The 25,943-nt window shown below is 68.3% G+C and carries 24 protein-coding genes and 1 riboswitch; of the genes, 10 read left to right on the plus strand and 14 right to left on the minus strand.

Annotation, left to right across the window (positions count from 1 at the left end; translation table 11 throughout):
• The first annotated feature begins 5 nt into the window (after positions 1–5).
• From AZOLI_RS20925 to AZOLI_RS20940, 4 genes are all read left to right on the plus strand, one after another.
• Positions 6–1,289 carry a DUF6005 family protein gene (locus AZOLI_RS20925; protein WP_044552337.1) on the plus strand — a complete coding sequence of 428 codons (1,284 nt, stop codon included), beginning with the start codon at positions 6–8 and terminating at the stop codon, positions 1,287–1,289.
• Positions 1,289–2,155 (plus strand): sugar phosphate isomerase/epimerase family protein, encoded by an 867-nt coding sequence (locus AZOLI_RS20930; RefSeq protein ID WP_014189140.1) that lies wholly within the window; start codon positions 1,289–1,291, stop codon positions 2,153–2,155. The genes AZOLI_RS20925 and AZOLI_RS20930 overlap by 1 nt, the downstream gene beginning before the upstream one ends.
• Before the next feature lie 541 nt (positions 2,156–2,696).
• The gene (locus tag AZOLI_RS20935; protein WP_014189141.1) at positions 2,697–3,284 is read left to right on the plus strand and encodes a hypothetical protein; all 588 of its coding nucleotides are present in this window, start codon (positions 2,697–2,699) and stop codon (positions 3,282–3,284) included.
• Positions 3,285–3,288: 4 nt separating this feature from the next.
• A complete protein-coding gene (locus AZOLI_RS20940; protein ID WP_044552342.1) occupies positions 3,289–4,302 on the plus strand; it encodes a hypothetical protein in 1,014 nt (337 codons plus the stop codon).
• Here AZOLI_RS20940 and AZOLI_RS20945 read toward each other — a convergent pair.
• From AZOLI_RS20945 to AZOLI_RS20970, 6 genes are all read right to left on the minus strand, one after another.
• A complete protein-coding gene (locus tag AZOLI_RS20945) occupies positions 4,291–5,445 on the minus strand; it encodes an ISAs1-like element ISAli14 family transposase (RefSeq protein WP_014189143.1) in 1,155 nt (384 codons plus the stop codon). The two genes, AZOLI_RS20940 and AZOLI_RS20945, sit on opposite strands and share 12 nt — an antisense overlap.
• A gap of 366 nt (positions 5,446–5,811) precedes the next feature.
• The gene (locus AZOLI_RS20950; RefSeq protein ID WP_162488339.1) at positions 5,812–6,024 is read right to left on the minus strand and encodes a hypothetical protein; all 213 of its coding nucleotides are present in this window, start codon (positions 6,022–6,024) and stop codon (positions 5,812–5,814) included.
• Between the two features lie 251 nt (positions 6,025–6,275).
• Positions 6,276–7,067: an anti-sigma factor family protein gene (locus AZOLI_RS30485; protein ID WP_162488340.1), complete on the minus strand. Its 792-nt coding sequence runs from the start codon at positions 7,065–7,067 to the stop codon at positions 6,276–6,278.
• Positions 7,068–7,070: 3 nt separating this feature from the next.
• Positions 7,071–7,604, minus strand: a complete 534-nt coding sequence (locus tag AZOLI_RS20960) for a sigma-70 family RNA polymerase sigma factor (RefSeq protein WP_014189145.1) — start codon at positions 7,602–7,604, stop codon at positions 7,071–7,073.
• Positions 7,605–7,685: 81 nt separating this feature from the next.
• Positions 7,686–8,021 carry a hypothetical protein gene (locus AZOLI_RS20965; RefSeq protein WP_014189146.1) on the minus strand — a complete coding sequence of 112 codons (336 nt, stop codon included), beginning with the start codon at positions 8,019–8,021 and terminating at the stop codon, positions 7,686–7,688.
• Between the two features lie 15 nt (positions 8,022–8,036).
• Positions 8,037–8,255 carry a hypothetical protein gene (locus AZOLI_RS20970; protein ID WP_014189147.1) on the minus strand — a complete coding sequence of 73 codons (219 nt, stop codon included), beginning with the start codon at positions 8,253–8,255 and terminating at the stop codon, positions 8,037–8,039.
• A gap of 376 nt (positions 8,256–8,631) precedes the next feature.
• A riboswitch (cobalamin riboswitch) is annotated at positions 8,632–8,850 on the plus strand.
• A gap of 123 nt (positions 8,851–8,973) precedes the next feature.
• Between AZOLI_RS20970 and AZOLI_RS20975 the strand changes: the two genes are divergently transcribed.
• From AZOLI_RS20975 to AZOLI_RS20995, 5 genes are all read left to right on the plus strand, one after another.
• Positions 8,974–9,813: an ABC transporter ATP-binding protein gene (locus tag AZOLI_RS20975; protein ID WP_014189148.1), complete on the plus strand. Its 840-nt coding sequence runs from the start codon at positions 8,974–8,976 to the stop codon at positions 9,811–9,813.
• Positions 9,810–10,796 carry an ABC transporter substrate-binding protein gene (locus AZOLI_RS20980; protein ID WP_014189149.1) on the plus strand — a complete coding sequence of 329 codons (987 nt, stop codon included), beginning with the start codon at positions 9,810–9,812 and terminating at the stop codon, positions 10,794–10,796. The genes AZOLI_RS20975 and AZOLI_RS20980 overlap by 4 nt, the downstream gene beginning before the upstream one ends.
• The gene (locus tag AZOLI_RS20985; RefSeq protein ID WP_014189150.1) at positions 10,793–11,821 is read left to right on the plus strand and encodes a FecCD family ABC transporter permease; all 1,029 of its coding nucleotides are present in this window, start codon (positions 10,793–10,795) and stop codon (positions 11,819–11,821) included. The genes AZOLI_RS20980 and AZOLI_RS20985 overlap by 4 nt, the downstream gene beginning before the upstream one ends.
• A 16-nt stretch (positions 11,822–11,837) precedes the next feature.
• Positions 11,838–12,623 (plus strand): (2Fe-2S) ferredoxin domain-containing protein, encoded by a 786-nt coding sequence (locus AZOLI_RS30490; RefSeq protein WP_014189151.1) that lies wholly within the window; start codon positions 11,838–11,840, stop codon positions 12,621–12,623.
• 127 nt (positions 12,624–12,750) lie between these two features.
• Complete coding sequence (locus tag AZOLI_RS20995; protein ID WP_014189152.1) at positions 12,751–14,910, plus strand: TonB-dependent receptor; 2,160 nt, start codon at positions 12,751–12,753, stop codon at positions 14,908–14,910.
• 16 nt (positions 14,911–14,926) lie between these two features.
• Here AZOLI_RS20995 and AZOLI_RS21000 read toward each other — a convergent pair whose 3' ends face one another.
• The 6 genes from AZOLI_RS21000 to AZOLI_RS21025 form a co-directional block, all read right to left on the minus strand.
• Complete coding sequence (locus AZOLI_RS21000; protein ID WP_014189153.1) at positions 14,927–15,580, minus strand: response regulator transcription factor; 654 nt, start codon at positions 15,578–15,580, stop codon at positions 14,927–14,929.
• A gap of 5 nt (positions 15,581–15,585) precedes the next feature.
• Entirely contained in the window at positions 15,586–17,268 is a 1,683-nt protein-coding gene (locus AZOLI_RS21005; RefSeq protein WP_014189154.1) for a sensor histidine kinase, read from the minus strand.
• A 46-nt stretch (positions 17,269–17,314) separates the two neighbouring features.
• Positions 17,315–18,301 carry a helix-turn-helix transcriptional regulator gene (locus tag AZOLI_RS21010; protein ID WP_014189155.1) on the minus strand — a complete coding sequence of 329 codons (987 nt, stop codon included), beginning with the start codon at positions 18,299–18,301 and terminating at the stop codon, positions 17,315–17,317.
• A 480-nt stretch (positions 18,302–18,781) separates the two neighbouring features.
• Entirely contained in the window at positions 18,782–19,150 is a 369-nt protein-coding gene (locus AZOLI_RS21015; RefSeq protein ID WP_044552635.1) for an HPF/RaiA family ribosome-associated protein, read from the minus strand.
• A 197-nt stretch (positions 19,151–19,347) separates the two neighbouring features.
• Entirely contained in the window at positions 19,348–20,436 is a 1,089-nt protein-coding gene (locus tag AZOLI_RS21020) for a putative sulfate exporter family transporter (RefSeq protein ID WP_081505997.1), read from the minus strand.
• Positions 20,437–20,552: 116 nt separating this feature from the next.
• Complete coding sequence (locus tag AZOLI_RS21025; RefSeq protein WP_014189157.1) at positions 20,553–21,770, minus strand: ATP-dependent DNA helicase; 1,218 nt, start codon at positions 21,768–21,770, stop codon at positions 20,553–20,555.
• A 178-nt stretch (positions 21,771–21,948) separates the two neighbouring features.
• Here AZOLI_RS21025 and AZOLI_RS21030 point away from each other — a divergent pair, with 178 nt between their 5' ends.
• Positions 21,949–22,923 (plus strand): MBL fold metallo-hydrolase, encoded by a 975-nt coding sequence (locus AZOLI_RS21030; RefSeq protein WP_014189158.1) that lies wholly within the window; start codon positions 21,949–21,951, stop codon positions 22,921–22,923.
• A 25-nt stretch (positions 22,924–22,948) separates the two neighbouring features.
• On the opposite strand, the gene AZOLI_RS21035 is transcribed toward AZOLI_RS21030, so the two are convergent.
• On the minus strand, positions 22,949–23,935 hold the full coding sequence (locus tag AZOLI_RS21035) for an aldo/keto reductase (RefSeq protein ID WP_014189159.1): 987 nt from the start codon (positions 23,933–23,935) through the stop codon (positions 22,949–22,951).
• 106 nt (positions 23,936–24,041) lie between these two features.
• Entirely contained in the window at positions 24,042–25,928 is a 1,887-nt protein-coding gene (locus AZOLI_RS21040; protein ID WP_162488341.1) for a diguanylate cyclase, read from the minus strand.
• Between the last annotated feature and the right edge of the window lie 15 nt (positions 25,929–25,943).

Genomic DNA, 25,943 nt, shown 5'->3' on the forward strand with positions numbered 1-25,943 from the left:
CGGCCATGACCGAAAATGAGGTTGTAGACGCGATTCATACGGTCCTGCGCGACCATCTGCAGAACCGGCATCTCGACCGCTTCGGCCCGGACGCCCGGCTGAACGAGGATCTCTACCTCGATTCCGTGCTGATGATGGAGCTGTTCCTGCAGTTGGAGCTGTCCTTCGGGCTGGAGGCGCCGGACGAGCTGATCACCTCGCGCGATCTGGCGACGGTGGCCGACGTGGCCGGCCTGTTCGCCGGCACCCGCCCGGCCGCCGCCGCGGAGGAGCTTCCCCCCGGCAGCGTCCATGGCGAGGAGTATCAGGACCTCAAGATCCACTGCTTCGTCAGCTGCGTCTGCGATGCGCTGAAGCGGGCGGGGATCGACCATCGCCCCTTCTATTTCGGGGTGTGGGACGCCGGGTTCGAGGTCGGAGCCGACCGGGTGCTGCGCTATCACGGGCCGACCGTCAGCCACGATTTCTTCCGCGACTGGTACCGCCGCCTCTACGGGGCGGAGGTGCGGCAATGGTACGACCATGGCCGCAGCAAGGAGGACAACCTCGCCCTGCTGGTCGATCTGGTGGAACGGCGGTCGGACAGCCTTTCCATCATGGCGATGATCGATCTGTTCCACCTGCCGGAGCGGGAGAACAAGTTCAACCAGAACCCCTTCCCGCATTACCTGATGCTGGAGACCGGCAGCGATCCGGCGGTCTTCATGGTCCGCGACCCCGATTTCCGCTGGGAAGGCGAGATCGCGCGGGACCGCATCGCCACCGCCTTCCTCCAGCCCAGCGTCGCCGGCGGCTATCTGTTCGACCGGCGCGAGCTGCGCCCTGCCCGGCCCGCCGACATCGCCGCCTATTTCGAAGCCTGCTTCCTGCCCGATGCCAACCCGCTGACCGCTGCGGTGCGCGGCATCCTGACGGCGCATCTGGACGGAACCGACGGGCTGTCGCCGGCCGGCCTTTCGCATGCGCTGCGCGAACTGCCGGTGTTCGCCATCCGCAAATACGCCTGCGAGCACGGCTTCGCCTTTTTCTGGCGGGCGCTGCGCCTGCCCGACGACAGCTTCCTCGCCCGCTGCGACGAGATCGAGGAGCTGTTCCAGGGCTTCAAGTCCCTGCAATACGGGATCCTCCGCCTCGCCCAGACCGGCGACACCGGACTCGCCCCCGACCTGTTCGCGCGGCTCGACCTGCTGGACCGGCAGGAAACGGCCTTGAAGGGCGAGCTTGCCGCCGTCTTCCGGCAATGGCGCGCCGCCGCTATCCCCGCCCCCCTTTCCGCCGAGGTGGCGTGATGAGACTGTCGCTCTGCACCATCAGCTTCCGCCACCATCTGGTGTCGCTGGAGGATCTGGCCGTCTGGGCCGCCGGCAACGGCTTCCAGGGGATCGAGCTGTGGGGGGCACATGCCCGCAATATGGCGGCGGTGTCCGACCGCGGCGGCGACTGGCTGGCGCAGTTCGGCCTGTCGGTGCCGATGGTCAGCGATTACCTGCCGCTGGACGGCGACCCCGACGCGCTGGTGCGCAAGACGCTGGACCTCTGCCGGCTGGCGCAGCGCTGGGGTGCGCCCAAGATCCGGACCTTCGCCGGCGGCACCGGCAGTGCCGAGACCTCGCCGGAGCGCAGGATCTTCATCGCGGAGCGGCTGCGAACGCTGTGCGGGCTGGCCGCCGACCATGGGCTATCGCTGCTGGTGGAGACCCACCCCGGCACGCTGGCCGACAACCTGACGGCCACCCGCGCGCTGATCGCCGCGGTCGGCCACCCGGCGCTGAAGGTCAATTTCGACGTGCTGCATGTCTGGGAGGGCGGCGACGATCCGGTGGCGGCCCGGCGGGCGCTGCGTCCGCATATCGGCCATTATCACCTGAAGAACATCCGCGACCGCGACGACCTGTCGGTGTTCGAGCCGGCCAATGTCTATGCCGCGGCCGGACGGCGCGACGGCATGGTGCCGCTGTTCGACGGGGTGGTGGATTATCGCCGCTTCCTCGCCGAGCTGGCGGACGATCCGGCGGCGGAAGGCTCGCTGGAGTGGTTCGGCGACGATTGCTATGCGGTGCTGCGCCGCGACCGCGACGATGTCGAGGCGGCCCTGGCCCCGATGGCGGGCGTCCTGCCCCGCCGTGTCGCCGGAACCCGGCACGGCGCAGCGTAGCGCGCCGGCGGCGGTCCCGACCGGAACGGAAACGCACGGTGAAATGGCGCGGAGCGCGCGTGATTGCGGTCGGAAGCACCGTCCCGCTCGCCGCAGCCATCTGCTTCATCGCCAACGGACTCGTCGGGTTCTGGAAAAAATCGCCTTACCACCTTGGCCGGCGAAACACGGGAGCCACGCGGTTCCGGCAGCAAAAGAGCATGAGACCGGACACCCATATGGTCGTTGCCGCAGCCGGACGCTCAGTCCGGTCACTCATGACGGAATTGGATGCTCCCGGCAGATCGGACATTTGCCGGCACCTCAAGGCCGGTCTCTTTCGAATGCGTGGTATCGAAGGAAACCAACGCACAAAGCAGGATTAAAGACTGCACTCAAATAGTATTTTTTAGCATTAGCACCGAAGAACAGCCAATTTTTACCTGATTTTTCCTAATATATGCCCCGGCGACTCCGTCAATATCTATTGGTGGACGAGATGTCAGTGCGGGTTGCGAGAAACAAATCTTTAACAGGCACTGTACCGGCCGGCCTGAATAGCATGGAAATCTGCGCCGCCATCGTCCGGCGGATCGGCCGGCCCCATGAGGAGGCGACTGCCGCAGCCGGTCTCGTCGCCTTCGGCTGGCTTCCCATCGGCCACATCTATTCGGCCGGCGAGGGACACAACGACATGGCGATGGTCGTCCTCATGCTGCTGTGGCTGATGCGCCGTCCCTCCGGCGACCGTGCCGGCCCGCTGGCGCTGGCGGCGTCGGCCGCCTGCAAATACACCAGCGCCGTCCTGGTCTCCGTCGATCCGCTCTACAGGGTCGGCAAGTCCAGGCGCATGGATCTCAGGAGCTTCCTGGTTGCATATCTTCTGCGCGGAATTCCGGCAGCGGCCTTCTTCCTCGCCGTCCTGTTCCTCTTCTTCCGCTCTCCCACCTTCTTCCATGGAGCCCGCGGCATGTCGGGCTGGCAGCGGCTTCAACCGGTCGACGTCGTCCGCGTGGCGGAAGGGCATTGCCGGGACGCCTGGGCATCACCCGTCCGCACCGGTCATGAAGGAGCGCGAGATGACTGCCGGCCCGGTCGAAACCCTCGTCATGACAAGCCGGCCCACGGTTCGGCCCGCCCCTGGACGTGAGCACATGCCGCGGCCGACCCCACCGGCGGCCAGAGACAGAAACCTGGACATCATCCGCGTCACCGCCCTGGTGTTCATGGTGGCGGCCCATTGGGGGCGCGCGATGCCGGACGCCTATCGTCTCGTCAACATCATGCAATTCGTCTTCGAACTGGCGCCGGTGCTGTTCTTCTTCGCCTTCGGAATGACGCTCGACCGCTTCCTGGCAAAGCCGCTCGGCCGGCGGATCGAGGACCATCTGAAGCTGTTCATCCTGGCGGCCATCCACAGCCTGTATCAACAGAACAATCCGTTCTCCAGCGACTTCTTCATGTTTCTCTTCGCCGCCCGGCTGCTGTTCGATATCGCCGCCAGGGTCGGCGCCGCCAACCGGATGCTTGTCGGCCTTTTCCTTCTGGCGCTCTGCGGCGCCTGGGTCGCCTTGCCGCTTCCCTTCGTCTACGGCCTGTTCGTGCCATCCTTTCCCGGCTGGTTCCCTGTCTTCCCCTGGATCCTCTTCGTCGTTGCAGGCCGGGTGTTCGCCCACCACCGGCACTCACATGGTACCGCCATCCTCGCCCTGCTGGGCGTCTCGGTGGCGTTGTTCGACATCCTGGTTCTCGGTCACGGGCTGTCGAAATGGCCGCTGTCGCCCGATTACGCCCTGCTCTTCGGCAGCGGCACTGCGGTGAGCATCCTCATCCTCGACCGCATCCGTTGGCCCGCCTTCCTGCCCTGGCGAACCGTGGAGTTGCTGTCCGGCAATCTGCTGCTGGCGACGGCGCTGCATTATATCGCCGTCCTCGGGGTAACGGCGGCGCATGGCGCATTGGCTCCGATCCTCGCCGGGTCCGTTCCCGCCGCGTACCTGCCGGCGGTGTTCACGCTGGACTATGTCCTGATGACCGGTATCGCTCTCCTCATCCTGATCGCGCTGATTCACGCGACCCTGGCGGCCGGTGCGTGGCTCGACGGCCGCGGCATACTCGGCATCGCCGACACCCTGTTGCAGGGCAACGAGTCCAGGTTAATGCGATGAAGGTGTAAGCAGGTTTGCCAGGACGTTTGGGTCCCAGCCTGCGAGCTTTCTGGTTGATTTGATGGAGTGTTTTCCCTTTCCCACGCGGACGGCATTGATGGCGAAGTGGCGGACGACGGCCATGTTCCGGGCGCCGTGTCCTTTTCGCAGGCGGGATTGATCTTCGCGGAAGGTGACGTCGAGGACCCAGTGCAGGCAGTTTTCGATGCCCCAGTGCCCGCGCACAGCTTGTTCGAGGCGGTGGGAGGTGAGCGCGGCCGAACTGAGGAAGAGGCGCCGCATGGTGCTTACGCTGCCGGCCTTTTCGACGACGCTCTCGACCAGGGCGATGGTCTTGAGGTGAGGGAAGCGGGGTTCGTCGGGATAGCGCCGGTCGCCCGACAGCCAGTCGACCTCCTGGCTGACGGCATAGCGGCGGCTCTCGATCCGGCCATGGCCTTTGTCGACAGCGGTGTGCTCGGCGATCCGGGCCTCGGGATCATCGAAGTAACGGCCGATCTCGGCGAACAGGGTTGGTTGATTGGCCTTTACCGCCAGCAGATAGTCGCCCTTGCGCTCGGTGATGGCTGTGGCGATGGCGGGATTGCAGGCGATGGCGTCGATGGTGACCACCGCGCCGTTCAGATCCAGGCGCTCCAGGATCTCGGGGATCACCGCGCACTCGTTCTCCTTCTCGTCCACGGCTTCCTGGGCCAGCACCAGGCGTTCGGTGGTGGCCCAGGCAGACACCAGATGCAGCGCCTTGCGCCCGGCGGCCCGGTCATGGCTGCGCCGCGAGGTCTTGCCGTCGATGGCGATCAGCTTCGGCGCGTCCGGGCGCAACGCCAACGCCCAATCGGTAAAGCAGGCCTGGAACAGGTCCGGCCCAATCCGGTTCATCACCACCCGAAGCCAGTCCGCACACGGCGTGCCGAAGTGGAACTCCGAAAAGCGCCGCAGGAACTCCAGATGATTACGCCCCCACAGGGCGATCTCATCGTAGTCCTCACAGTCCGCTATGGTCGCGGCCACCACCAGAAACAGCACCTCCCGCAGCGGGTACCGGACTTCCGGAGCCTCGCGCGGGTCCTTAAGGACGGAAAAATGGTCAAGCAGGCTGCGCAGGCGCGACCGCTGGAACGTCTCGTCGAACTCCTCGGACATCCGAGCCTCCCTCTCGTCGGGTAGGCCCTCCATGAATCACACTCCCCACCAACAGGGAATCCTCATCGTCAATCGTTAACCTGACCCCGTGGCCCTGATAGCGACATCTGATGTCTTTACGTTTGCCGGTGGATATTCGGTGCGCTCGAATATCGGCCGATGGGCCAGTATTTTCGCCGTTTGCTGGCGACGGTCGGCAGACGGCGAAATGTACTGGAGCGGGTTGAGACGCCGGAGATGTAGCGGGTGTTGCCTAGGTGGAGGGGGCGGGGCGGGCGGGAGTGTCCAGGATTCACCCTCCAAGCGCAAAAGCCTGCTCGTCCGTTCTCGGCCGCAAACACGACAATCTGGTCGTTCTGACTGATCTTATACCAGCGGCTCTTGATCCTGACCTGTCAGGATCAAGAGCTTCGGCGCCAGGGGCCGCCGCCGCGCCAGTCGGCGCGGATACCGGCGGTCATCATCAATGACCGCCGGTATTAATCCCCCCTCCCCGAAGCGCCAGATGGGCACGCCCATCTGGCGGGCCTTGTCGGCGAGGTTCTGGGCGAACCGCACCTGGCCGAGATCAGCGGCCAAGTGAGCGACGGCCACCGCCTATCCAGAGCGGATAGGCAACGCCGGCGGCCGACGATGCGGTGCCGGCGCGATGCGTCGGTATCGAGGCCGCTGCGGCCGACAGTGGGATGGCGGCAAGTCTGCACATCGGGCATTTCCTTCACGCAAGGACCAGGGCCGGTCAGACCCTCATCCTGCCGTGACCGGCCCGGCGCCCGCTGTGGTCCAGGCCACATTGTCGGGTTGAAAGGCTTCGCCCCGCCCTGGCCCGATCAGGACCGCCTAACGCTGTCGGCCATTTTCTTGGCGACCACGAGCAGGTCGCTGTCAGACCGACTGCCCGCAAGCGTGTATGCGGTGGCGCCGTTGCGCCAATAGACCAGCTGAAGCCCGCGCTCTTCGACGGCGTGCAGGCCCTTGTCGTCGATCGGATCCCCGGCGACGACCAAAAGCGTCAGCATCTCGCCATCCCGTTCGCGGTAGACGAACTGCAGGCCGACGCCGCTGTTCAACGGCACCAGGGTCGCCCGCAACAGCGTCAGCAGGTTCGGGTCCAAGGCCGGCAGCTTGACCGTGATTGGGCCAAGGCGGTGTGTGCTCCCCTCTGCCATCGCATTCAGATCCGCCAGGGACAGGTCCGAAAACGCCAGGCTTTGGCTGACGGCCGTTTCATGCATCTCGGCGGCTTCCTCCGCAAAGTCCGGCACGCTGTAGGAGGCCGTCTTCTGCTGGTGATGGACCAGGGCCACGATGTTGGCGCCGCCCACCAGCAGCAGGATCGCCGCCGCGAGCGGACCGAAGCGCCGGATGAGGCGCTCCGTGCGCAAGCGGCCGTACAGGCGCCCGGTCAGGCTTTCCGTGTGTCGGGGAGACTCGCCGGCCATCCGCGCAAAGCCTTGCCGCAGAGCTTCCCTCTGATGGAGATAGTCGTGCAGCCGGGCGGCGGCAGCCGGGTTGGAGGCGAGGAACGCCTCGAACGCCAACCGGCGCTCGGCATCGAGTTCGCCGTCGATATAGGCGTGCAGGTCGGCTTGGCACTCACCGTTCATCCTGGTCCCCATCATGGCTTACTTCACCACCCGCAAAGGCGCCGGCCTGCCGTCATCACCGCGGCCTCCCTCCCCACGCACATCGGCGCGCAGCGCCTCCCGCCCGCGCGCGAGGCGCGACATCAGCGTTCCAAGCGGAATGCTGAGAATCCCGGCGGCCTCCTGGTAGCTCATCCCGTCGACCGCGACCAGTATGAGCGCCCGCCGCTGATCCTCGGGAAGCCGGGCGAAGGCCTCCATGGTGCGGGCGAGTTCGACCTGATCGGGCTGATTGGGCGCGATGTCGCTGCGGACGAGCGGCTCGATGGACGCCGCCGCACGGGTCCGCACCTGATCGCGGCGGCGGTCGCTGACATGGACATTGTGCAGGATGCCGAACAGCCAGGAGCGCAGGTTGGCCTCCGGCCGGTAGGTCCGGGCGCCGCCGATGGCCCGCACCAGCGTCTCCTGCACCAGATCTTCCGCGTCGTCCCGGTTGCGCACCAGGGTCATCGCGTAGCGGCGCAAGGTGCGGACGTGATCCGACAACTGGCTTCGCAGGCTCAACGTCACATCGTCGCTCCATGGATGGGGCTGCTTCTATGTGTACGCGAGGCAGGCCATATTAATCCCCCGGCCAATGCCAATTCGCACTCACTGCGCGAACGGCACGAGAAGCAGCGCGGTGCCCGACACCAGCAGCGCCGAAAGGCTCCGCCGCGCGATGACGACGGAGGCCGTTCCCGGCTCCATCTCTTCCAGCCGCATGGCCAGCAGGCCGCCGAAGAAGCCGGACACGGAGGCGACCACATGAACCAGTGCCAGCGCATTCAGGACCGGCAGGCCCAGCAGGAGCGCGACGACCACCAGCGTGGTTCCATAGAGAAGCGCCTGGATCAGGATCGGCGCCCAATGTTCGCGCGCGACATAGGCCTCGAAGCCCTCGGCGAAGAGGCCGGCGCGCTCGTCGGGATCGGTGTGAAGGCTCATGATGTCCCTCCGCTGTCAAAGGTCCCCACCGTCGCGGCTCCGCGATGCACGGGTCGCAGTCGCCCGCGGAATGGCGCCGAACGACAGAAGCATCAGCAGGATCAGCGCGACCCCGATGGAATAGGGCGCCCAGGCCCCGAGCCGCTCGTCGGCAATCCAGTCCAGCGCCAGCAGGACGCCGATGGCGGCGATCACGCTGATGGCAAGGCCGGTGGCCCAGCGGGGATAGGTCATGGTGGCCTCCGTGCCGATCGGTCGTTTCCTTGATTACGCGCGGGCGTCCGGAATAATCCGCCGAAGCCGCCGAAAATCGTGGGCGTCGGTCACAACGGATGCCGGGGCCCGGTTCCCGCCTCCGCGTCAAAGCCCCATCCATGCCAATCTTCTCCTTGCAGACTGCACGACGAGCAGATATGTTATGTTATAACATAACATTATGGCCGATGACGATGACACGACCGCGCCCTCACCTGCGGAGACGCTCCCCGGACCTCTGCACCGCCCGGAACATGACCGAGACCGATATCGACGCTGGAGCCGGCATCATGCCGCAAAGAGATTTCCCGCGGCCGTTCCGTTTCGAACCTTGACCTCCGCTGTCGGGTCGCTCATGAATGGCCCTGGTACTGGTTCTTCCGGCGGTCGCCGCCGGAAGCTAAGAGGGAATCCGGTGAGCCGCGTCGCGCGGCGAGACCGGAGCTGTCCCCGCAACTGTGAGCGGTGAGCCGTTCCGTCATTTCCTGCCACTGGCGCCCAACGGCGCTGGGAAGGCCGGACGGACCGGTGATGACCCGCAAGCCAGGAGACCTGCCAGCGCCAAAACGAAACGTCCTCGGGCGGGGTGTCCCGGTGGAACGCTTGCCGACGCACGTCCGGACTTCGCGCCGGATTGGCCGCGTGTTCAGCAATGCGTCCGCCTCGACCATCCCGCCTGCAACGGCAGGATGCACGGATGACGCCAGCACCTTCTCCCACCAGGGCACCCCGCCCCCGCCAGACCTCCGCCGTCGTGGTGGAGGGGCTGAGCTGCGAGCTGGCCGGCCGCAAGGTCCTGTCCGACATCGGCTTTTCCGTTGCGGAAGGGGCAATTCTCGGCATTCTCGGCCCGAACGGCTCGGGCAAGACCACACTGCTGCGCTGCATCGCCGGCCTGCAGGCACCCTCGGCCGGGCGGATCCGCATCGACGGTGCAGATCCGCGCGCCCTGCGCCCGGCTGAACTGGCGCGCCGCTTGGCGCTCCAGGCGCAGGACTCGGCTGCGGCGCTCGGTTTCACCGTACGCGACGTGGTCGGCATGGGGCGGCTGGTCCACCGCCGCTCGGTCTTCTCGGCAAGCGGGGCGGAGGATCGCGCCATCGTCGAGGATGCGCTGGCCCGGCTGGAGCTGGAGACGCTGGCTGAACGGCCGGTCGAACAGCTGTCGGGCGGCGAGCGGCAGCGGGTGATGATCGCCCGCGCCCTGGCGCAACGCCCGCGCATCCTGCTGCTGGACGAGCCGACCAACCATCTGGACATCCAGCACCGCTTCGCAATCCTCGATCTGGTGCGTTCGCTGGGCATCACCGTGGTGATGACGCTGCACGACATCGAACTGGCGGCACGCTGGTGCGACCGCCTGCTGCTGCTGAAGGACGGCCGCCTGCAGGCCGACGCCGCGCCGGAAGAGGCGCTGACGGCGGAACGGCTCACCTCCGTCTACCGGGTCGCCGCCGCCGTGGATCGCCGCCCATGCGACGGCCGGCTGCGCATCGACCTGTCGCCGCTGGCCCCGAACCGACTGGACATTGCATGATCCCGTCCCTGTTCCGCCCCATTGTCCGCGGTGCCCTGCTCGCCGCCGGGCTTGCATTGACCCCCGCTCCCGCCCTTGCGCAGAGCTATCCAGTTGAGGTGGCCAACTGCTTCGAGACCGCCCGCTTCACCGGCCCTCCCAAGCGGCCGATGGTCCATGACGTCAACATGACGCAGACCATGCTGGATCTTGGGCTGGCCGACCGGCTGGTCGCGGTTTCCGGCATCGCCGGGGCCGAACGCCACCTGATCGCACCGCCCGGCATTGTTGCCGCCCTGCCCCAGCTGCCCGACCGCGCCCCGACGCTGGAAGCGGTGCTGTCCGCCGACCCGGATTTCCTGTTCGCCGGCTGGAGCTATGGCTTCAACGAGGCGCGCGGCCTCACCCCCGCCCGTCTCGCCGAGATGGGCGTCGCGACCTACACGCTGCGGGAAAGCTGCATCCGCATCGGCCCGCGCGAACCGATCGGCATGGAGACGCTCTACGCCGACCTGCTGGCGCTGGGCCGGATCTTCGGCATCGCCGACCGGGCGGAGGCCATGGTCGCCGACTTCCGCCGCCGCGTCGCCGCCGTGACCCGGCTGACCGGCACTGCCGCCCAGCGGCCGCGCGTCATGTATTGCGACGATTGCCACACCGATGCCGCCCCGCTGTCGGTTGGGCGCGAGGGCATGACCAGCCTGCTGATGGAGCTGGCCGGCGGCCGCAACATCTTCGACGACATCGCCAACAGCTATGTCCGGGTCAGTTGGGAGGAGATGGCGCGGCGCGATCCGCAATGGATCATCGTCAGCGACCACCGCATCCCGGCCGAAGCCGCCATCCGCTACCTGCTGTCGGCCCCGCAGCTGGCCGACGTCGAGGCGGTGCGCAAGCGGCAGTTCATCGTCCTGACCTATGCCGAACAGACCCCCTCGACGCGCAACGTCGATGCGCTGGAGCGGATGGCGCGGACGCTGCACCCGGAGCTGTTCACGCCATGAACCGCGCCCGCGCGCTGCGTCTGTGCCTGGTGCTGTCCGCCGCCCTGATCCTGTCGCTGTTCGCCGCGGTCGGCTTCGGCGCCGCCCGCATCCCCACGACCACCGTCTGGTCGGTCGTCTCGCACGAGCTTTGGCCGACGGTGTTCCCGGCGGACGGCATCGGCCGGGCGGAGCGCAACATCGTCTGGGAATTGCGGCTGCCCCGTGTTCTGCTGGGCGTGCTGGCCGGCGCCGGACTGGCCGCGGTGGGGGCGGTGTTGCAGGTGGTGACGCGCAACCCGCTGGCCGACCCCTATCTGTTCGGCGTGTCGGCCGGCGCGTCGGTCGGCGCGGTGAGCGTCATCCTGTTCGCCGGCGTGGTGGCCGGAACGCTGAGCCTGCCGGCCGCCGCCTTTCTCGGCGCGCTCGCCGCGATGCTTGCCGTCTTTGCCGCCGCGCGCGGGCGCGACGGCAGCGTGACCAGCGAGCGGCTGGTGCTGACCGGCGTCGCGGTCGCCTTCATCCTGCACGCCGTCACCAACGCCCTGATCGTCGCGACGGCTGACCGCAGCGCCGACGCCGCGCTGTTCTGGATGATGGGCGGCTTCGGCACCGCGCGCTGGAGCGTCCTGCCGGCACCGGCGCTGCTGACGTTGTGCGGGCTCGGCTGGCTGTGGCTGCGGGCGGAGACGGTGAACACGCTGGCGCTCGGCGACGATGCCGCCCGCTCGCTCGGCACCGATCCGCAGCGGCTGCGGCTGGAGCTGTTCGTCGTCACCGCGCTGATGACCGGCGCGCTGGTGTCGGCCTGCGGCGGCATCGGCTTCGTCGGGCTGGTGCTGCCCCACATCGCGCGCCTGCTGGTGGGCGGGCATCTGCGGATGCTGCTGCCGGTGGCCGCCCTCGGCGGGGCCTTGCTGCTGCTGTGGGTGGATGTCGCCGCCCGCACCCTGTTCGCCCCGCGCGAGATCCCCGTCGGCGTGGCCACGGCCCTGGTCGGCGGCGCCTTCTTCCTGTGGCTCATGCGCCGCCGCGCGGCGGCCTGACGAAAGCCGGAATGCGATGACCACCCCCCTTCGATCGCCGCCGCGCGCCATCGTGCTCTACGGACGCGCCTCCTTCGACCATGGGCAGAACCTGAAGGCGCTGGCCGCGGCACTGACCGCCCTTCAGGCCGCACGCGGCGTTCCCGTGACGGTGGCGACCGCCTATGCCGATCTGTCCGGCCCGGCCCTGCCCGCCGTGCTGGCGGAGCTGGAACGCGCCGGCATCGAAGAGGCGCTGGTGATCCCCAGCATGGTGCCGGCCGACCCCAGCCTGTCGGCCTGGCTGCCGGGCGCACTCAGCCAGTGGGCCTCGACACGCGATTCACGAATGACGGTGCGGCTGGCGCCTGCAGTGGAAAGCGCATTGGACCTGCCGGCAGCCCTCGACCGCATCGCCGGCGGCCCGACGGACAGCCTGGACGATGTGCGCAGCGTCGAGCCCAGCCTGGGCAAGCCCGGCTGGTCGGAGATCCCCGAACATCGGCGGCAGCTGTTCTTCTGCACCGGCGCGCGCTGCCTGCATCGCGGCGCCGATGCGCTGTACCAGCATCTGCGCGCCGCCATGAAGCCCCATCGCGCGCTGAATGCCGGTCCCCGCCGGGTGATGTGCGCGCGGACCAGCTGCCTCTATCCCTGCAACCGCGGGCCCTTGCTGGTGATCCAGCCGGACGCGGTCTGGTACGGCGGGCTGACGCCGGAGCGGATCGACCGCATCGTCGAGCGGCATCTGCTGGCCGACAGCCCGAGCGCCACGGACATCCTGCACCGCAACCGGCCGGCGGAGGACGCCCCGATGGGCTGACGCCGCCGCACCGCCCGGTAAATCCCGGAACGCTTTCCCAACAAGACCAGAGCCGACCGCCCCCGCGAAGACCGCCTTCGCGGAACGCATTTCCATGCCCTTTCCAAGTCAAACTGGAGGATCATCGATGCCGCCTGCCCGTTCCCGCCGCCATCGCCGCCGCCCGGCCCCGCTGGCGACGCTGTTCCTGGTCGCCGCCACCGTCGCACCGGCGGCCGCAAATGCCGAGGACAGCGACGCGCCGCTCACCTTGTCCCCGGTCACGGTGACCGGGCGTTCGGCAGATGCGGCCCCCGCCGGGCTGGCGCTCGACCGGCCGAACAGCGGCGGCAGCCGGCTGGACCTGACCCCGCTGGAGACCCCGGCCAGCATCGAGGTGATCTCCGGCCGGACCGTCCGCGAGCGCAGCCAGACCAGCGTGACCGAGGCCGTCACCCAGAACGCCACCGGCTTCACCACGCTGGCGGCACCCGGCAATGGGGGGTCATCGCTGGCGACGCGCGGCTTCGCCGGCCATGGTTCGGTAATGCAGCTCTATGACGGCACGCGGCTCTATGTCGGGTCGGGAACCGTCACCTTCCCGTTCGACACATGGTCGACGGAGCGGATCGAGGTGCTGCGCGGCCCCGCCTCCGTCCTCTATGGCGAGGGGGCCATCGGCGGCGTCGTCAATGTGGTGCCCAAGCGGCCGACGACGGAGTTCCGCAACGAGGCGATGGCCGCCGTCGGCACCGACGGCACCCGGCGCGCCGCCATCGGCAGCGGCGGTCCGGTCAGCGAGAAGCTGTCCTACCGGCTGGACGTCAGCGGCAACCGCTCCGACGGCTGGGTAGACCGCGGCGACACCAGGAATCTCGCGGTATCGGGGGCCGTGAAGCTGCAGGCGACGCCGGACCTCGCCGTCACCCTGTCCAACGATTACGGCGACCAGCAGCCGCAGGAGTATTTCGGGACGCCGCTGATCGCCGGCAGTCTCGACCGCGCGCTGCGGCACCGCAACTTCAACGTCGCCGACAGCGAAATCCGCTATCGCGACAACTGGACCCAGCTGAAGGCAGAATGGGCGGTATCCGACGCGCTGACCCTGCGCAACACCGCCTATCACCTGACCAGCCACCGCCATTGGAAGGACGTGGAAAGCTATGCCTGGAACGCCGCCAGCCGGCGGGTGATGCGCGACAGCTACATCGAGATCTACCACGACCAGCGGCAGGTGGGCGACCGTTTCGACGCGACGTGGCGCAGCAGCCTCTTCGGCATGAAGAACGAGATGGTCGGCGGCTTCGACCTGAACCGGATCGAGTTCAAGCACACCAACAACTCGCCCTATGGCGGCTCCAGCACGGTCGATCCGTTCGACCCGGCGCCCGGCCTGTTCCTCAACAGCGCCGGAACCACCCCGCGCAGCCGGTCGCGCACCCGCCAATATTCCCTGTTCGCCGAGGACCGGCTGTCGCTGACGCCGCAGCTGTCGCTGGTCGGCGGCATCCGCTATGACGCGCCGACGGTGGAGCGCTGGGATCTGGTGACGGGAACCAGCTACACAAAGGACTTCCGCGCCACCAGCTGGCGGACCGGCGCGGTGTACGAGGTGGTGCCCGGCCTCGCTTTCTACGGCCAATACGCCACCGCGGTCGATCCTGTCGGGAATCTGATCTCGCTGTCGCCGACGCAGAAGGATTTCGACCTGTCCACCGGCCGGCAGGTCGAGATCGGCGTCAAGCAGTCCTTCCTGGAGGGGCGCGGCGAGTGGACGCTGGCCGCCTATCGCATCGTCAAGGACAAGCTGCTCACCACCGATCCCAACCGGCCCGGCGTGACGATGCAGGTCGGCCGGCAATCGTCGCGGGGGCTGGAGGCGTCCCTGTCGCTCGGCCTGTGGGAGGGGGTGCGGGTGGACGTCAACGGCGCGCTGCTGCGGGCCAAATATGACGACTTCACCCAGTCCGTTTCGGGCCGCGCGGTGTCCTATGCCGGCAATGTGCCTACCGGCGTGCCGGAACGCACCGCCAATGTCTGGGCCAACTGGGCCTTCCTGCCGGATTGGGAGGTTCGGGCCGGCCTGCAATATGTCGGCAAGACCTATGCCGACGCCGCCAACAGCAGCGTCCGGCCCGCCTACACCGTGGTCAATGCCGGGCTGGACTACCGGCCGACCGGCAACACCAAGCTGAGCCTGCGCGCCTTCAACCTGTTCGACGAGGTCTATGCCGTGGCAGGCAGTGCTAACAGCTGGGTGCTCGGCCGCCCGCGCTCGGCCGAACTCGCCTTCTCGATGACCTTCTGACCTCGGGCGCCGGCCGTCACTCCTCCAGGGTCAGCATTTCCGCCTTGCGGACGAGGTCGGCGACCGAGCGGACCAGCATCTTCCGCATCACCTTGCCGCGGTGGAGCTTCACCGTCACCTCGCTGATGCCGAGGTCGCCGGCGATCTGCTTGTTCAGCCGGCCCTTGACCACCGCGGCCATCACCTCGCGCTCCCGCGGGGTCAGGGTCGCGGCCTGCGCCTCGACCGTCATGGCGGCGGTCCGCTCGCGCCGCCGGGCGCGGTCGCGGGCGATGGCGGCCTCCACCGCGTCCAGCATGTCCTGGTCGCGGAAGGGCTTGATCAGGAAATCCGCGGCTCCCGCCTTCATCGCCCGTACCGACATCGGCACGTCGGCGAAGCCGGTCATGAAAACGATGGGCAGCGCGATGCCCAGGCTTTTCAATCTCGTCTGGAATTCCAACCCGCCCAGGCCGGGAAGCCGCACGTCGAGAATCAGGCAGCCCGGCCGGTCGGGAGCCGCCGCCGCCAGCAGTTCGGCGGTGCTGCCGAAGGCGCGGCTTTCGATGCCGACCGACCGCAGCAGGTCGACCACCGCCTCCCTCATGCCGTCATCGTCGTCTACGACGAGAACCAGCGGATCGTCCGTGGCCGATGACGGCGGCTGTTGCGCGGCGGGGGGCGGCGGCATGGCGGTCAGTCCTCTCGTACCGGCGCCAGCGGCGCGATTGGCGATGAAGGCGCCGGCGATGGAATTGGCGGCGATGGGGTGGATGGCGCGGGCGCCGCCGCGGGAATGGTGAACTCGAACACCGCGCCGCCCTCCGGATGGTTGTGGACGCTCAGCGTGCCGCCGCAGGACTCGACGGTGGAGCGGCAGATCGCCAGCCCCATGCCCATGCCGTCCGGCCGGGTGGTGAAGAAGGGATCGAACAGGCGGGTGCGGCTGCCCTCGTCGATGCCCCGGCCACGGTCGCGCACGGAGACCCGCACCTGCGCCATGCCCTGGATGTCCTCGGGGCTGTTGTCGACGGTCACGATCAGGTCACGCCGAAGGCTGCCGGCTTCCGCCATGGCGTGCAGGCCGTTGGTGACGAGGTTGATCAGCACCTGCTGCAGGCCGACCCGGCTTCCCCGCACCGGCGGAACATCGGATGCGAAATCGGTGACCAGGACGGCAGCGGCGGCAGCCAGTTCTCGCTCCAGCAGTTGCGCCACCTCCTCCACCAGCTGGCGCAGGTCGATGGTTTCGTCACGGCGGGCGTCCTTGACCAGCATGCCGCGCGTCCGCTGCACGATCTCGGCGGCCCGCTTGCCGTCGCGGATCATGCGGTCCACCGCCTTGGCGGCGGTGTCGATGTCGGGCGGGTCGCGGCGCAGCCAGCGCAGGCAGGCCTGCGCGTTCAGAACGATGGCGCCCAGCGGCTGGTTCAGCTCATGGGCGATGGAGGCGGACAAGGCCCCCAACGTGGCGGCGCGCGCGGCGCGGGCGAGTTCGGCCTGGGCGGCCAGCAGCGCCTCCTGCGTGCGTTCGCGCTGGGTGATGTCGACGATGCCGACCACGACCTGATCGAAGCCGATCCCGTCGTCCGGGAAGCTGATGCCGAGCAGCACCGTCAGGACGCGCCCGTCGGCGGCGATCAACTGCGCCCGCCCTTCGAACCGGTCGCGCCCTTCCCAAAGAGCCAGAAGCACCTGCGGCATCGCCGGGTCGTCTTCGGGAAGGAAACGCTCGAGCGGCCCCAGCACCTGCGCCCGGCCGGCTGCACCCAGCAGTTCGAGGGTGGCGTCGTTGACGTTGGTGGTGACGATCAGCGCGCCAATCTCCCGCGACCAGCCGGGATGGGCCTGCACATGGGCGGCGAGGTCCGTCACGCCGCCGGCCCGCAGGGCGTCGAGAGCTGCGGTCACAGCGGTGAAATCCTGCTCCCAGAGGGAAACGCGCGTCTGCTCGAACATGGCGCGGTAGCGCTTTTCGCTGCGCGCCAGCGCCCCATTGGCCCGGACAAGAAGCGCGCGCGAGTCGTGGTCCCGCACCAGCAGCGCACCGGTGATCAGGATGGCCGAGAGGGACACGCCGCAGCGCAGAACCGCCGACAGGTCCATGTCGTGCCGGTGCGACAGCAGGAAGGACAGCACCGCCAGCGATCCGCAGCCGGCCGCCACCCGCAGGATGCCCCGGCGCGACAGCATGGTTGCCGCCAGGAGGAGCACCAGGACATAGAGGACGGCGATGGCGCTCTCGATGTCGGTGAAGGTGTCGACGACGAACACCGCAAACGTCAGCGGAATCGCAAGGATGCCGAGCCGGCGCTCGGTCGGCCGACCGGCCATGGGCGAACCGCCCGGCACGACGCCCGCCCCTCCGCTCGCTCCCATCCGTCCGCCTCCAGCCCCCACGCCGTGCCGTTCCGTTTCCGGCAGCCTAAATTCGGGCGGCGACCGCTTCTTGAAGGATCTGCCGATGGGTTGACGGTTCTGAACCTGCCGCCGCCTTGACCCGCCTTGCCGGCGTCGCCGCATTGCGCTGCTGCCAGGCACGGGGAGAGACGCCGACAAGGCGGCTGAAGGTGCGGGTGAAATGGCTCTGGTCGGCGAAGCCGCAGGCCAGCGCCACGCCGGCCAGCGTCTGGGACCCGTCGCGCATCAGCGTCTTGGCATGCTCGATCCGCCGCTGCAGCAGCCACTGGTAGGGGGTGGTGTTGGCGGTGCGGCGGAAGGCGCGGACGAAATGGCCGACCGACAGCCGGCATTCGGCGGCGAGGTCGGCCAGCCGGATTTCCCCGTCCAGGTTGGCGGCGATCATCTCCTTCACCCGCTTTTCCTGCCAGGGCGCCAGCGCTCCGCCGCTCCTGACCTCGTTGGTCCGGCCATAGGCGGTGACCAGATGGGTCGCCAGCGCCGAGCAGAGATGATCGTGGTACAGCAGGCTGATCCGCTCCGGAAAGGCCAGCGCCGGCAGCATGGCGGAGGCCAGCGCCGTAACGGTCGGGTCCTTCACCGGGCGGCTCGGCTCGATCGCCAGATCCTGCAGCCGGCTGCCGCGGACATCCGGACAGACGCTTTCCAGCAGCGAGCGGGGAAGATGGAAGGTCAACGTGTCGAAGGCCGAATGCATGTGGCAATCGATGGTGCGGCGGTAATCGTGGATGGTGGTCAGCCCCGCGATGTTGGCGGGCTTTTCCACCAGCACGCCGTCGACCCAGACGTCGGACCGGAAGTTCGACAGGTGATGGCTGACCAGGAACGCATCCTCGGGCTCGGGACTGCCGAAGCGGCCGATGCCGCCGCTCTGGCAACGGACCCGCGCGACCCCCACCGTTCCGCGGGGCGACCGAAGGACCAGCACGTCGGGCTTTTCCGGCATCGGGACGTAGCGCAGGTGGAGATTGCTCTGAAAGGCCGCGGCCATGGGTGTCTCCGTGGGCTTGCGTGCAGACTGCCGCTTCCGTCATCCGGAAGACCGGCGGGCGAGCCATGTCGGAACGGCCGGCTTGGCCCCCCGACTTGCCTGCACACAGGGTAGGCGCGGCCACATGCCGCACACCACTAGACACAGATAAACCGCGGCAGTGTTTAGGTAGAACCTCCCTAGACCTTGGTTTAGGTTCTTACCTGTCGGAGTAAACCATTCACGCGCACGACGCTAAATTAGCAAAAAACGGGTTAGCTTCGTCAAGCGCCCACCCAAGGCGCGCCGGCTGGGGGCCGACATGTGCGGCAGATACCCCGCCGCTTCCCGACCGGCCGCGGAGTCCTCGCGGGCGTGGAGGACGGCCGACGGCTGCGGAGGTCGCTCTGCAGGACGATCAGCAAAAACGCCGCGCCCGTCCGGGATGGTCGGACGGGCGTGGCGCTCAGCGGATGGACGCGGATAGGCCGGACGGGGCGCTTACGACAGCGCGGCGTCGGGCGCCGGAGTGTGGGACTTCACCTCGTGCCGGTGCCGCTCGGCGAAGCGTTCCAGGACACGGCGGGCGGCGTCGAAGGCATCGCGGATGGCCGCATCGGCGGTCTCGTGGCCATGGCCGCCGGATTTGTCGCTGTGGACGACCAGTTCCTCTCCGGGGACGGTCATGGCGATCTGGACGGTGAACTGCTTGCCCTGATGCTGGTGGCGGTGGGGAACCTCGAAGACCACGCGCTTGGCCAGGATGCGGCCGAAGAAGCGGTCGAGCTTTTCGGCATGCTCGCGGATCAGATGCTCCAGGGCGGGAGACGGGTCGATGTTGCGGAAGGCGATCTGCAACGGTTGACGCATATCCATACTCCTTGTTCGGCGCGCGGAATGGGCCTGAACGGCCGCTCTTCCGCGGGGCCCGGCGCGACCCCCGGTGCCGCTGAAGGGGCTCGGGGGTGGCGGGGACTTGATGGGGTCAGGATCGCACATCTGCAAAATCACGCATTAATCTGTGTCAATGCGGCCTTCGGTTGCCGGATGTAGACTCCCGCCCGTTTTCAGGCCAGGCCGATCGCATGGATCAGGCCCAGGCTGACCGCGCCCAGCATGAGAAGGCAGAGGACGACCGCCGCGGTCACCCGCCCACCCGCCCGCGCCACCGTCCGCACATCGACCCCCAGCCCGAGCGCCGCCATCGACACCACGGTCAGCAGCGTCGCCGCATGCCCCATCGGCATCAGGGCTGCCTGCGGAATGAGGTCGAGGGAGCGCAGGGCGATCATCGCCAGGAAGCCCTGGATGAACCACGGCACCAGATGATGGACCGGCGGCGTTGCAAGACGGCGGGCGTCGGACGCATTCCTGTCGAACCTCGGCGCCAGCAGCGACAGAATCAGGCAGACCGGCCCAAGCATCAGCACGCGCACCAGCTTCACCAGCGTGCCGACCTGAACCGCCGTGGTGCCCAGCGGGGCGGCGGCGGCGATCACCTGCGGCACGGCATAGACCGTCAGCCCCGCCAGCGCGCCATACTGCACGCCGCTCAGCTTCAGCCCCAGGCCGATCACGGGCAGGGCCAGCACGACGGCCACCCCCAACACGGCGGTGAAGGCGATGGAGGCGGCGACGTCCTCGCTGTCCGCATCGATCACCGGCGCCACCGCGGCGATGGCCGAATTGCCGCAGATGGCGTTGCCGCAGGCGACCAGCAGAGCCATGCGCGGCGGCAGGCCGAGCAGCCGCCCGATCCCGAACCCCGCCGCCACCGTGACCAGAACCACCGCGGCGATGCCCAGCAGAAGGGCCGGCCCCGCCGACAGGATGGTGGCGGCGCTGACCGTGGCGCCGAGCAGCACGACCGCCACCTCCAGCAGGATCTTGGCGGAAAAGGCGATGCCCGGCCGCCAGAACGCGGACGGAGTCCACATCGTTCGCAGCGCGGTGCCGATCAGGATCGCCAGCACCAGCGCCTCGATCCACGGTTCGCCGAACAGCCGCGCCTCCCCCCAGACGGCGGCGAAGGCCAGCGCCATCACCGCGGCGCACAGGGCGATGCCGGGCAGAGCGGTGCGGATATGGGCAAGGACGAGGGTAAGGACGGGGCGTCCCGGCACCGGCCTTGCGGGTGCTGCGGCGTCAGGGGGCATGACAGGGGTCTCCAAAGGCGGTGCGGCGGGAGGCGGTGCCGCTCCGATGCAGGGACTATGGAGACCGTGATCGATCACATCCAACGCAAAGAACTGATGCGTTCGATCACTTGAATTTATCGAGCGTCCGCTCGGTCCGGCAGGCAGTCGTCGAAATCCGGCAGTTGCCAGGGGCCGCCGAGCGCGGCGTTGCGCAGCAGAAGCACCAGTTCGTCGCGCGAACGGGTGACGGCGGTGTAGAGCCAGCGCCAGCGGTGTTCCCGGAAGGCGGCGGAATCGTCCACCACTGTGACCGACGGGAATTCCGACCCCTGGGCGGCATGACAGGTGATCAGCCACGCCCAATCGTAGAGCTGGATGTCCTTGCCCACCCGCGGCTGGACCATGCCCTCGGTGTAGTGGGCCTGGAACATCCAGGGATGGACCATCAGCTTGCCGCGTGACCGCACCTCGTCCTCCATCTGCACGCCGAGCGACCACAGGCCGGCGTCGCGGCCCTGGGCCTCGGTCGCCGGGCGGGTCAGCGTGCCGATCATGCCGTTGTAGAGCCCCTCGTCCTTCTGGTTGCGCCGGCAGATGACGCGCTCCCCCGTCTGCGGCATCACCGACTCGTGGCCGAGAAGCGAGCGCATCCGCTTGGTGTAGGTGGTGCGGACACGGTGGGTGCCGCAGATCGCCTGTGACGAGGGCCGCATCACCAGGGACTGGGTGCTGCGCTCCAAAGGCAGGACATGGACCTTGCCGACGGCGCCGAAGCGGCGCGGCATCTCCTGCCGGCGCAGCAGGTGGGCGAGCCGGATGACCGGGCTTTCCCGCGCGGTGCGGTGCGGCTCGGTCAGGCGAAAATCGGGCTCGCCGCTGGTGAACAGGCCCTGGCCGGAGACCGGCGGCAGCTGATAGTCGTCGGCGATCACCAGGATCTTCTTTTCCGTCCGCAGAAGGTCGCGGGCCACGTCGTCGCCGATCATCGACCCCTCGTCGCAGACGATCAGGTCGGCGTCGGCAAGCGGGCCGTCGCTGCGGCGGGCGAAGAACAGCTCGCCGGTGTCGCCGTCCTTGCGCGGGGCGTAGAGCAGCGAGTGCAGGGTCGCCGCACCTTCGATGCCCTTCTGGCGCAGGACCTGCGCGGCCTTGCCGGTCGGCGCGCCGACCACATAATCGGTCAGCCGACGGCGTTCCTGCAGATGCTCCAGCACGAAGGCGGTGGTCTTGCTCTTCCCCGTTCCCGCCTCTCCGGCAAGCCAGAAGACCTGCGGCGCCTGGTCGTCCGTGTACCATGCATCGATCGCCTGGATCGCGCGGTGCTGCTCGTCGGTCGGCGTATCGGATTGCATCGGGCCCAAACCAGGATCAAACCATGAATCAACGCAGCACAGTAGCCTGCCCACCCGCCCGCGGTCCAGTGGCGATCCGCCTCGATGCCGATTTGCAGCCCCTCCCCTTTCAAGCGTGAGCCCGACTGCGCACATGGTGTGTTCAGCCCTCGCCGCCACTGAAGAGGATCCGTCCCGCATGCGCAATCCCTACTGGCAAGGACCCGTCTCCTCGAACTTCGATGGGGTGCGCTTCTTCAATCCGGGAGAGCCGGACACCGACCGCTCGCTGCGCCAGCTGCTGCGCTGGCAGTTCGGCCGTCGGAAGGTCGAATGGCCGGGCGAGGTGCCGGTCACCCCCGCCGTACCGGAACCGGAGGTCGACGCGCTGCGCGTGACGGTGGTGGGGCATGCGACCGCGCTGATCCAGGCACCGGGGCTGAACATCCTGACCGATCCGGTCTGGTCGGAGCGGGCAAGCCCGGTGCGGTTCGCCGGGCCGAAGCGGGCGACGGCGCCGGGCATCCGGTTCGACGACCTGCCGAGGATCGACGCCGTCCTGCTGTCGCACAACCACTACGATCATCTGGATATCGACACCCTGCGGCGGCTCCACGAACGCGACGCGCCGCTGGTCGTCACGCCGCTCGGCAACGACGCCATTCTACGCAAGCATATGCCCGGTATGAGGACGGCGGCGGGCGACTGGTGGAGCCGGTTCGAGCTTGCGGCGGGGACGGAGGTCCACATCGTGCCGGCAAACCACTGGTCGTCGCGGACGGTGCGCGACCGGCGGATGGCTCTGTGGGGCGGCTTCTTCCTGCGCATGCCGGCCGGCACGCTCTATTTCGCCGGCGACACCGGCTATGGCACCGGCGCGGCCTTCAAGGCGATCCACCGGCGGCTCGGAGGCTGCGACCTCGCGCTGATCCCCATCGGCGCTTACGAGCCGCGCTGGTTCATGTCCGCCCAGCATTGCGACCCGGAGGAAGCGGTGCGGATCATGCTGGATGTCGGGGCGCGGAAGGCCGTCGGCATCCATTGGGGCACCTTCGCCCTGACCGACGAGGCGCGCGAGGAGCCGCCCGAACGGCTGCGCGCCACGCTGGCCGCCCATGGCATAGACTCCGGCCGGTTCGAAGCGGCCTTCCCCGGAATGGTGGTGAGCGCCTGACGGGCCGGCGCTCACCCGTTACCGATCAAGCGGGAGTCGGCGCCTGTTCCGGCAATACGCCCGACGCCTTCAGCTCCCGCCAGAAATCGGCGGGGATCGGCTGGGCCATCAGCTGGACGTTCTCCTGCACCCGCGCCGGGTTCTTGGTGCCGGGAATGACCGAGGCGACGACCGGATGGGCGGCGCAGAACTGCAGGGCCGCCGCGCGCAGGTCGACGCCATGGCGGCCGGCGATCTCCGCCAGCCGGTCGCGGGCGGCGATCTTGTCGGATGACGCCTCCTGATACTCGAAGGTGTTGCCGCCGGCGATGAGGCCGGAGTTGTAGGGACCGCCGACCACCACATGCACGCCGCGCTCCGCACAGCGCGGGAACAATTCACCCAGCGCCGGCTGGTTCAGCAGGCTGTAGCGGCCGGCCAGCAGAAAGACGTCCGGGTCGGCGCGCTCCAGCGCCATGACGCAGGGTTCCACCCGGTTGACGCCCAGGCCCCAGGCGCGGATCACCCCCTCCTCGCGCAATTGCGTGAGCGCCACGGCGGCCCCCTTCATGGCGGTGTCGAACACCTCAAGCCAGCGGTCGCCATGGGCGTCCTCGGCGCAGTCGTGGATATAGGCGATGTCGATGCGCGCCATGCCCAGCCGCTGCAGGCTGTCCTCGATGGACCGGCGGACGCCGTCGGCGGTGTAATCGTAATCGACGCGGAACGGCAGGCCCTTCACGAAGGGGCCATGGCGTCCGCCCTTGCTCTCGTCGGCGCGGAGCAGGCGCCCGACCTTGGTGGACAGCACGAACCGGTCGCGCGGGCGGTTGCGCAGCACATGGCCGAACCGGTGTTCCGAAATGCCGGGGCCATATTCGGGGGCGGTGTCGAAATAGCGGATACCGGCGTCCCAGGCGGCGTCGAGCGTGGCTTCGGCAATGTCGTCCGCCACCTCCTCGAACATGTTGCCCAGGGGAGCGCCGCCGAAGCCGAGCGGGCCGGGCGGAGCGAAATGCGCGCTGTCTGGCATGGGGACCCTCATCCTTTCCGGCACCCTCGCCGCCGGGGCAGGGTACCGATTCCTTCGGTTGCCCACCGTCAACACCGGCATTCGCCATGCCGTTCCGAACCCGGAGTCAGGCGGCGGAGGCTTGGCGGTCGCGGCCGGCGCTCTTGGCAACGTAGAGCGCGCGGTCGGCCGCCGCCAGCAGGTCGTCCAGCCTGCAACGCCGCCCGGACACGCTGATGCCGATGCTGACGGTGACGGTCAGCTCCCGCCTGCTCCCCGGCACCGGCACCCGCACCCCGCGGACATCCGCCAGCAGCCGTTCGGCCACATGCTCGGCACCGCTGACGTCGGTCCCCGGCAGGATGATGGCGAACTCCTCGCCCCCCAGGCGCCCCAGCAGGTCGCCGCTGCGCACCGCCGATCCGAGGATGCCGGCGAGAGCGCGCAGCACGTCGTCGCCGGCCTGATGACCGAAACCGTCATTGATCGCCTTGAAATGGTCGGCGTCGATCATCAGCACGCTGACCGGGCTGCCCAGGCGCCAACCGGCCTCCAGCAGGGCGCTGCCGCGCTCCATGAAGGCGCGCCGGTTCAGAAGGCCGGTCAGGGCGTCGAGATTCGCCAGTTCCCACAGCCTCTCCTCCTGCAGCTTGCGCTCGCGGATGTCGCGCAGGACGCCGACATGGATCGCCTCCCCGTCGCTATCCGAGCGTCCCAGGGTCAGTTCGACCGGGAATTCGACGCCGCTGCGGTGCCGGGCGACCAGCTCGTGGCCGGAGCCCTGCCTCGACCAGCCATGGGTGTCGAAGCAGCCGGACCCGGACAGGGCGGCTGGGTCGTTCGACAGCCCCGGCAGGATCATGTCGACGTTCCGGCCGATCACATCGTCGGCCGGATAGCCGAACAGGGCGGTCGCCGCCGGATTGAGGAACTGCACCGTGCCGTTTCCGTCCATCACCAGCATCGCATCGCGTGCCGTCGCCAGGAAGGTGGTCAGCCGCTGTTCGCTGCACCGCAGGGCGGCCGTACGCTCCGCCACCCGCTGCTCCAGCCGGGCGTTCGCCTCGGCCAGATCCTGCATGGCGCGCCGCCGCCGGGCGACCTGCCGGTAGAGGATCGCGGACAGAACCGCTCCGCCGCCGCTGAGCACGACATCCAGGGCGAAGTAGGCCGGCAACCGGCTGAGCCAGTCTGCAATCGCGTCCGGCGTGCGGATCGCAGCGGCCGCGATCATGCCGTAGCGGGGGCTGATCTCATAGGCGCCGGGTCCGACCACATCCGGCATCACTGAAACGCGCCGGGATGCTGCGACGGCGCCGGGTGCCGGCGATTGCTGAAGGAAAAGGGGCCAATCGGCGGCAGGCTGGCCCAGGCAATCGGATTTGGGAAGGCATCCGAACACATAGCCGGATGGGGACAGGATGGCCGCCTGCATGCCATTCGGAAGCGCCGAGGCGTGCAGGGTGGCGAAGAAGACCTCCGGATCGATGGCGGCCGCGATGATCCCGATCAGCCTGCCGAAGCGGTCTTCGATGCGCCGGCTCACCGGAACGACCCATTCGCCGCTGATACGGCTGATGACGGGCCTGCCGATGAACAGGATGTCGGCATTGCCCGAAAGATGGTGGTGAACGTAATCCCGGTCGGACAGATCGATGCGAGCAGGGGAGCTGCTCCGGGAATCGTAGCGCAGGTGCCCCTCCGCCGAGACGACGAACATGCTGCGGAGGATGGGCGTGATCCGGTGCTGATGAACGAGCAGCCGGTGAATGTCCACGTCCTCGAGCCCGGCGATCCGCTCCGACGCGCGCATGAACTCCGACACCATGTACATGCTGCGATTGACGATCTCCAGCACCTCGTCCATGTGCTTGGCGTTGTTGGCGGTGGCAAGGGCGGCGACATCCACCATGGAGCGCAGGGCGGCCTCGCGCTCCGCCGCCAGCAGAGCGCCAAGCACCCCGTTGAGCAGGCCGATCAGTCCGATGGTCGCGAGGACCCATGCGCGCTTCATGTCCACACACGCCAC

The organism is Azospirillum lipoferum 4B, from assembly GCF_000283655.1.
Classification (GTDB): Bacteria; Pseudomonadota; Alphaproteobacteria; order Azospirillales; family Azospirillaceae; genus Azospirillum; species Azospirillum lipoferum_C.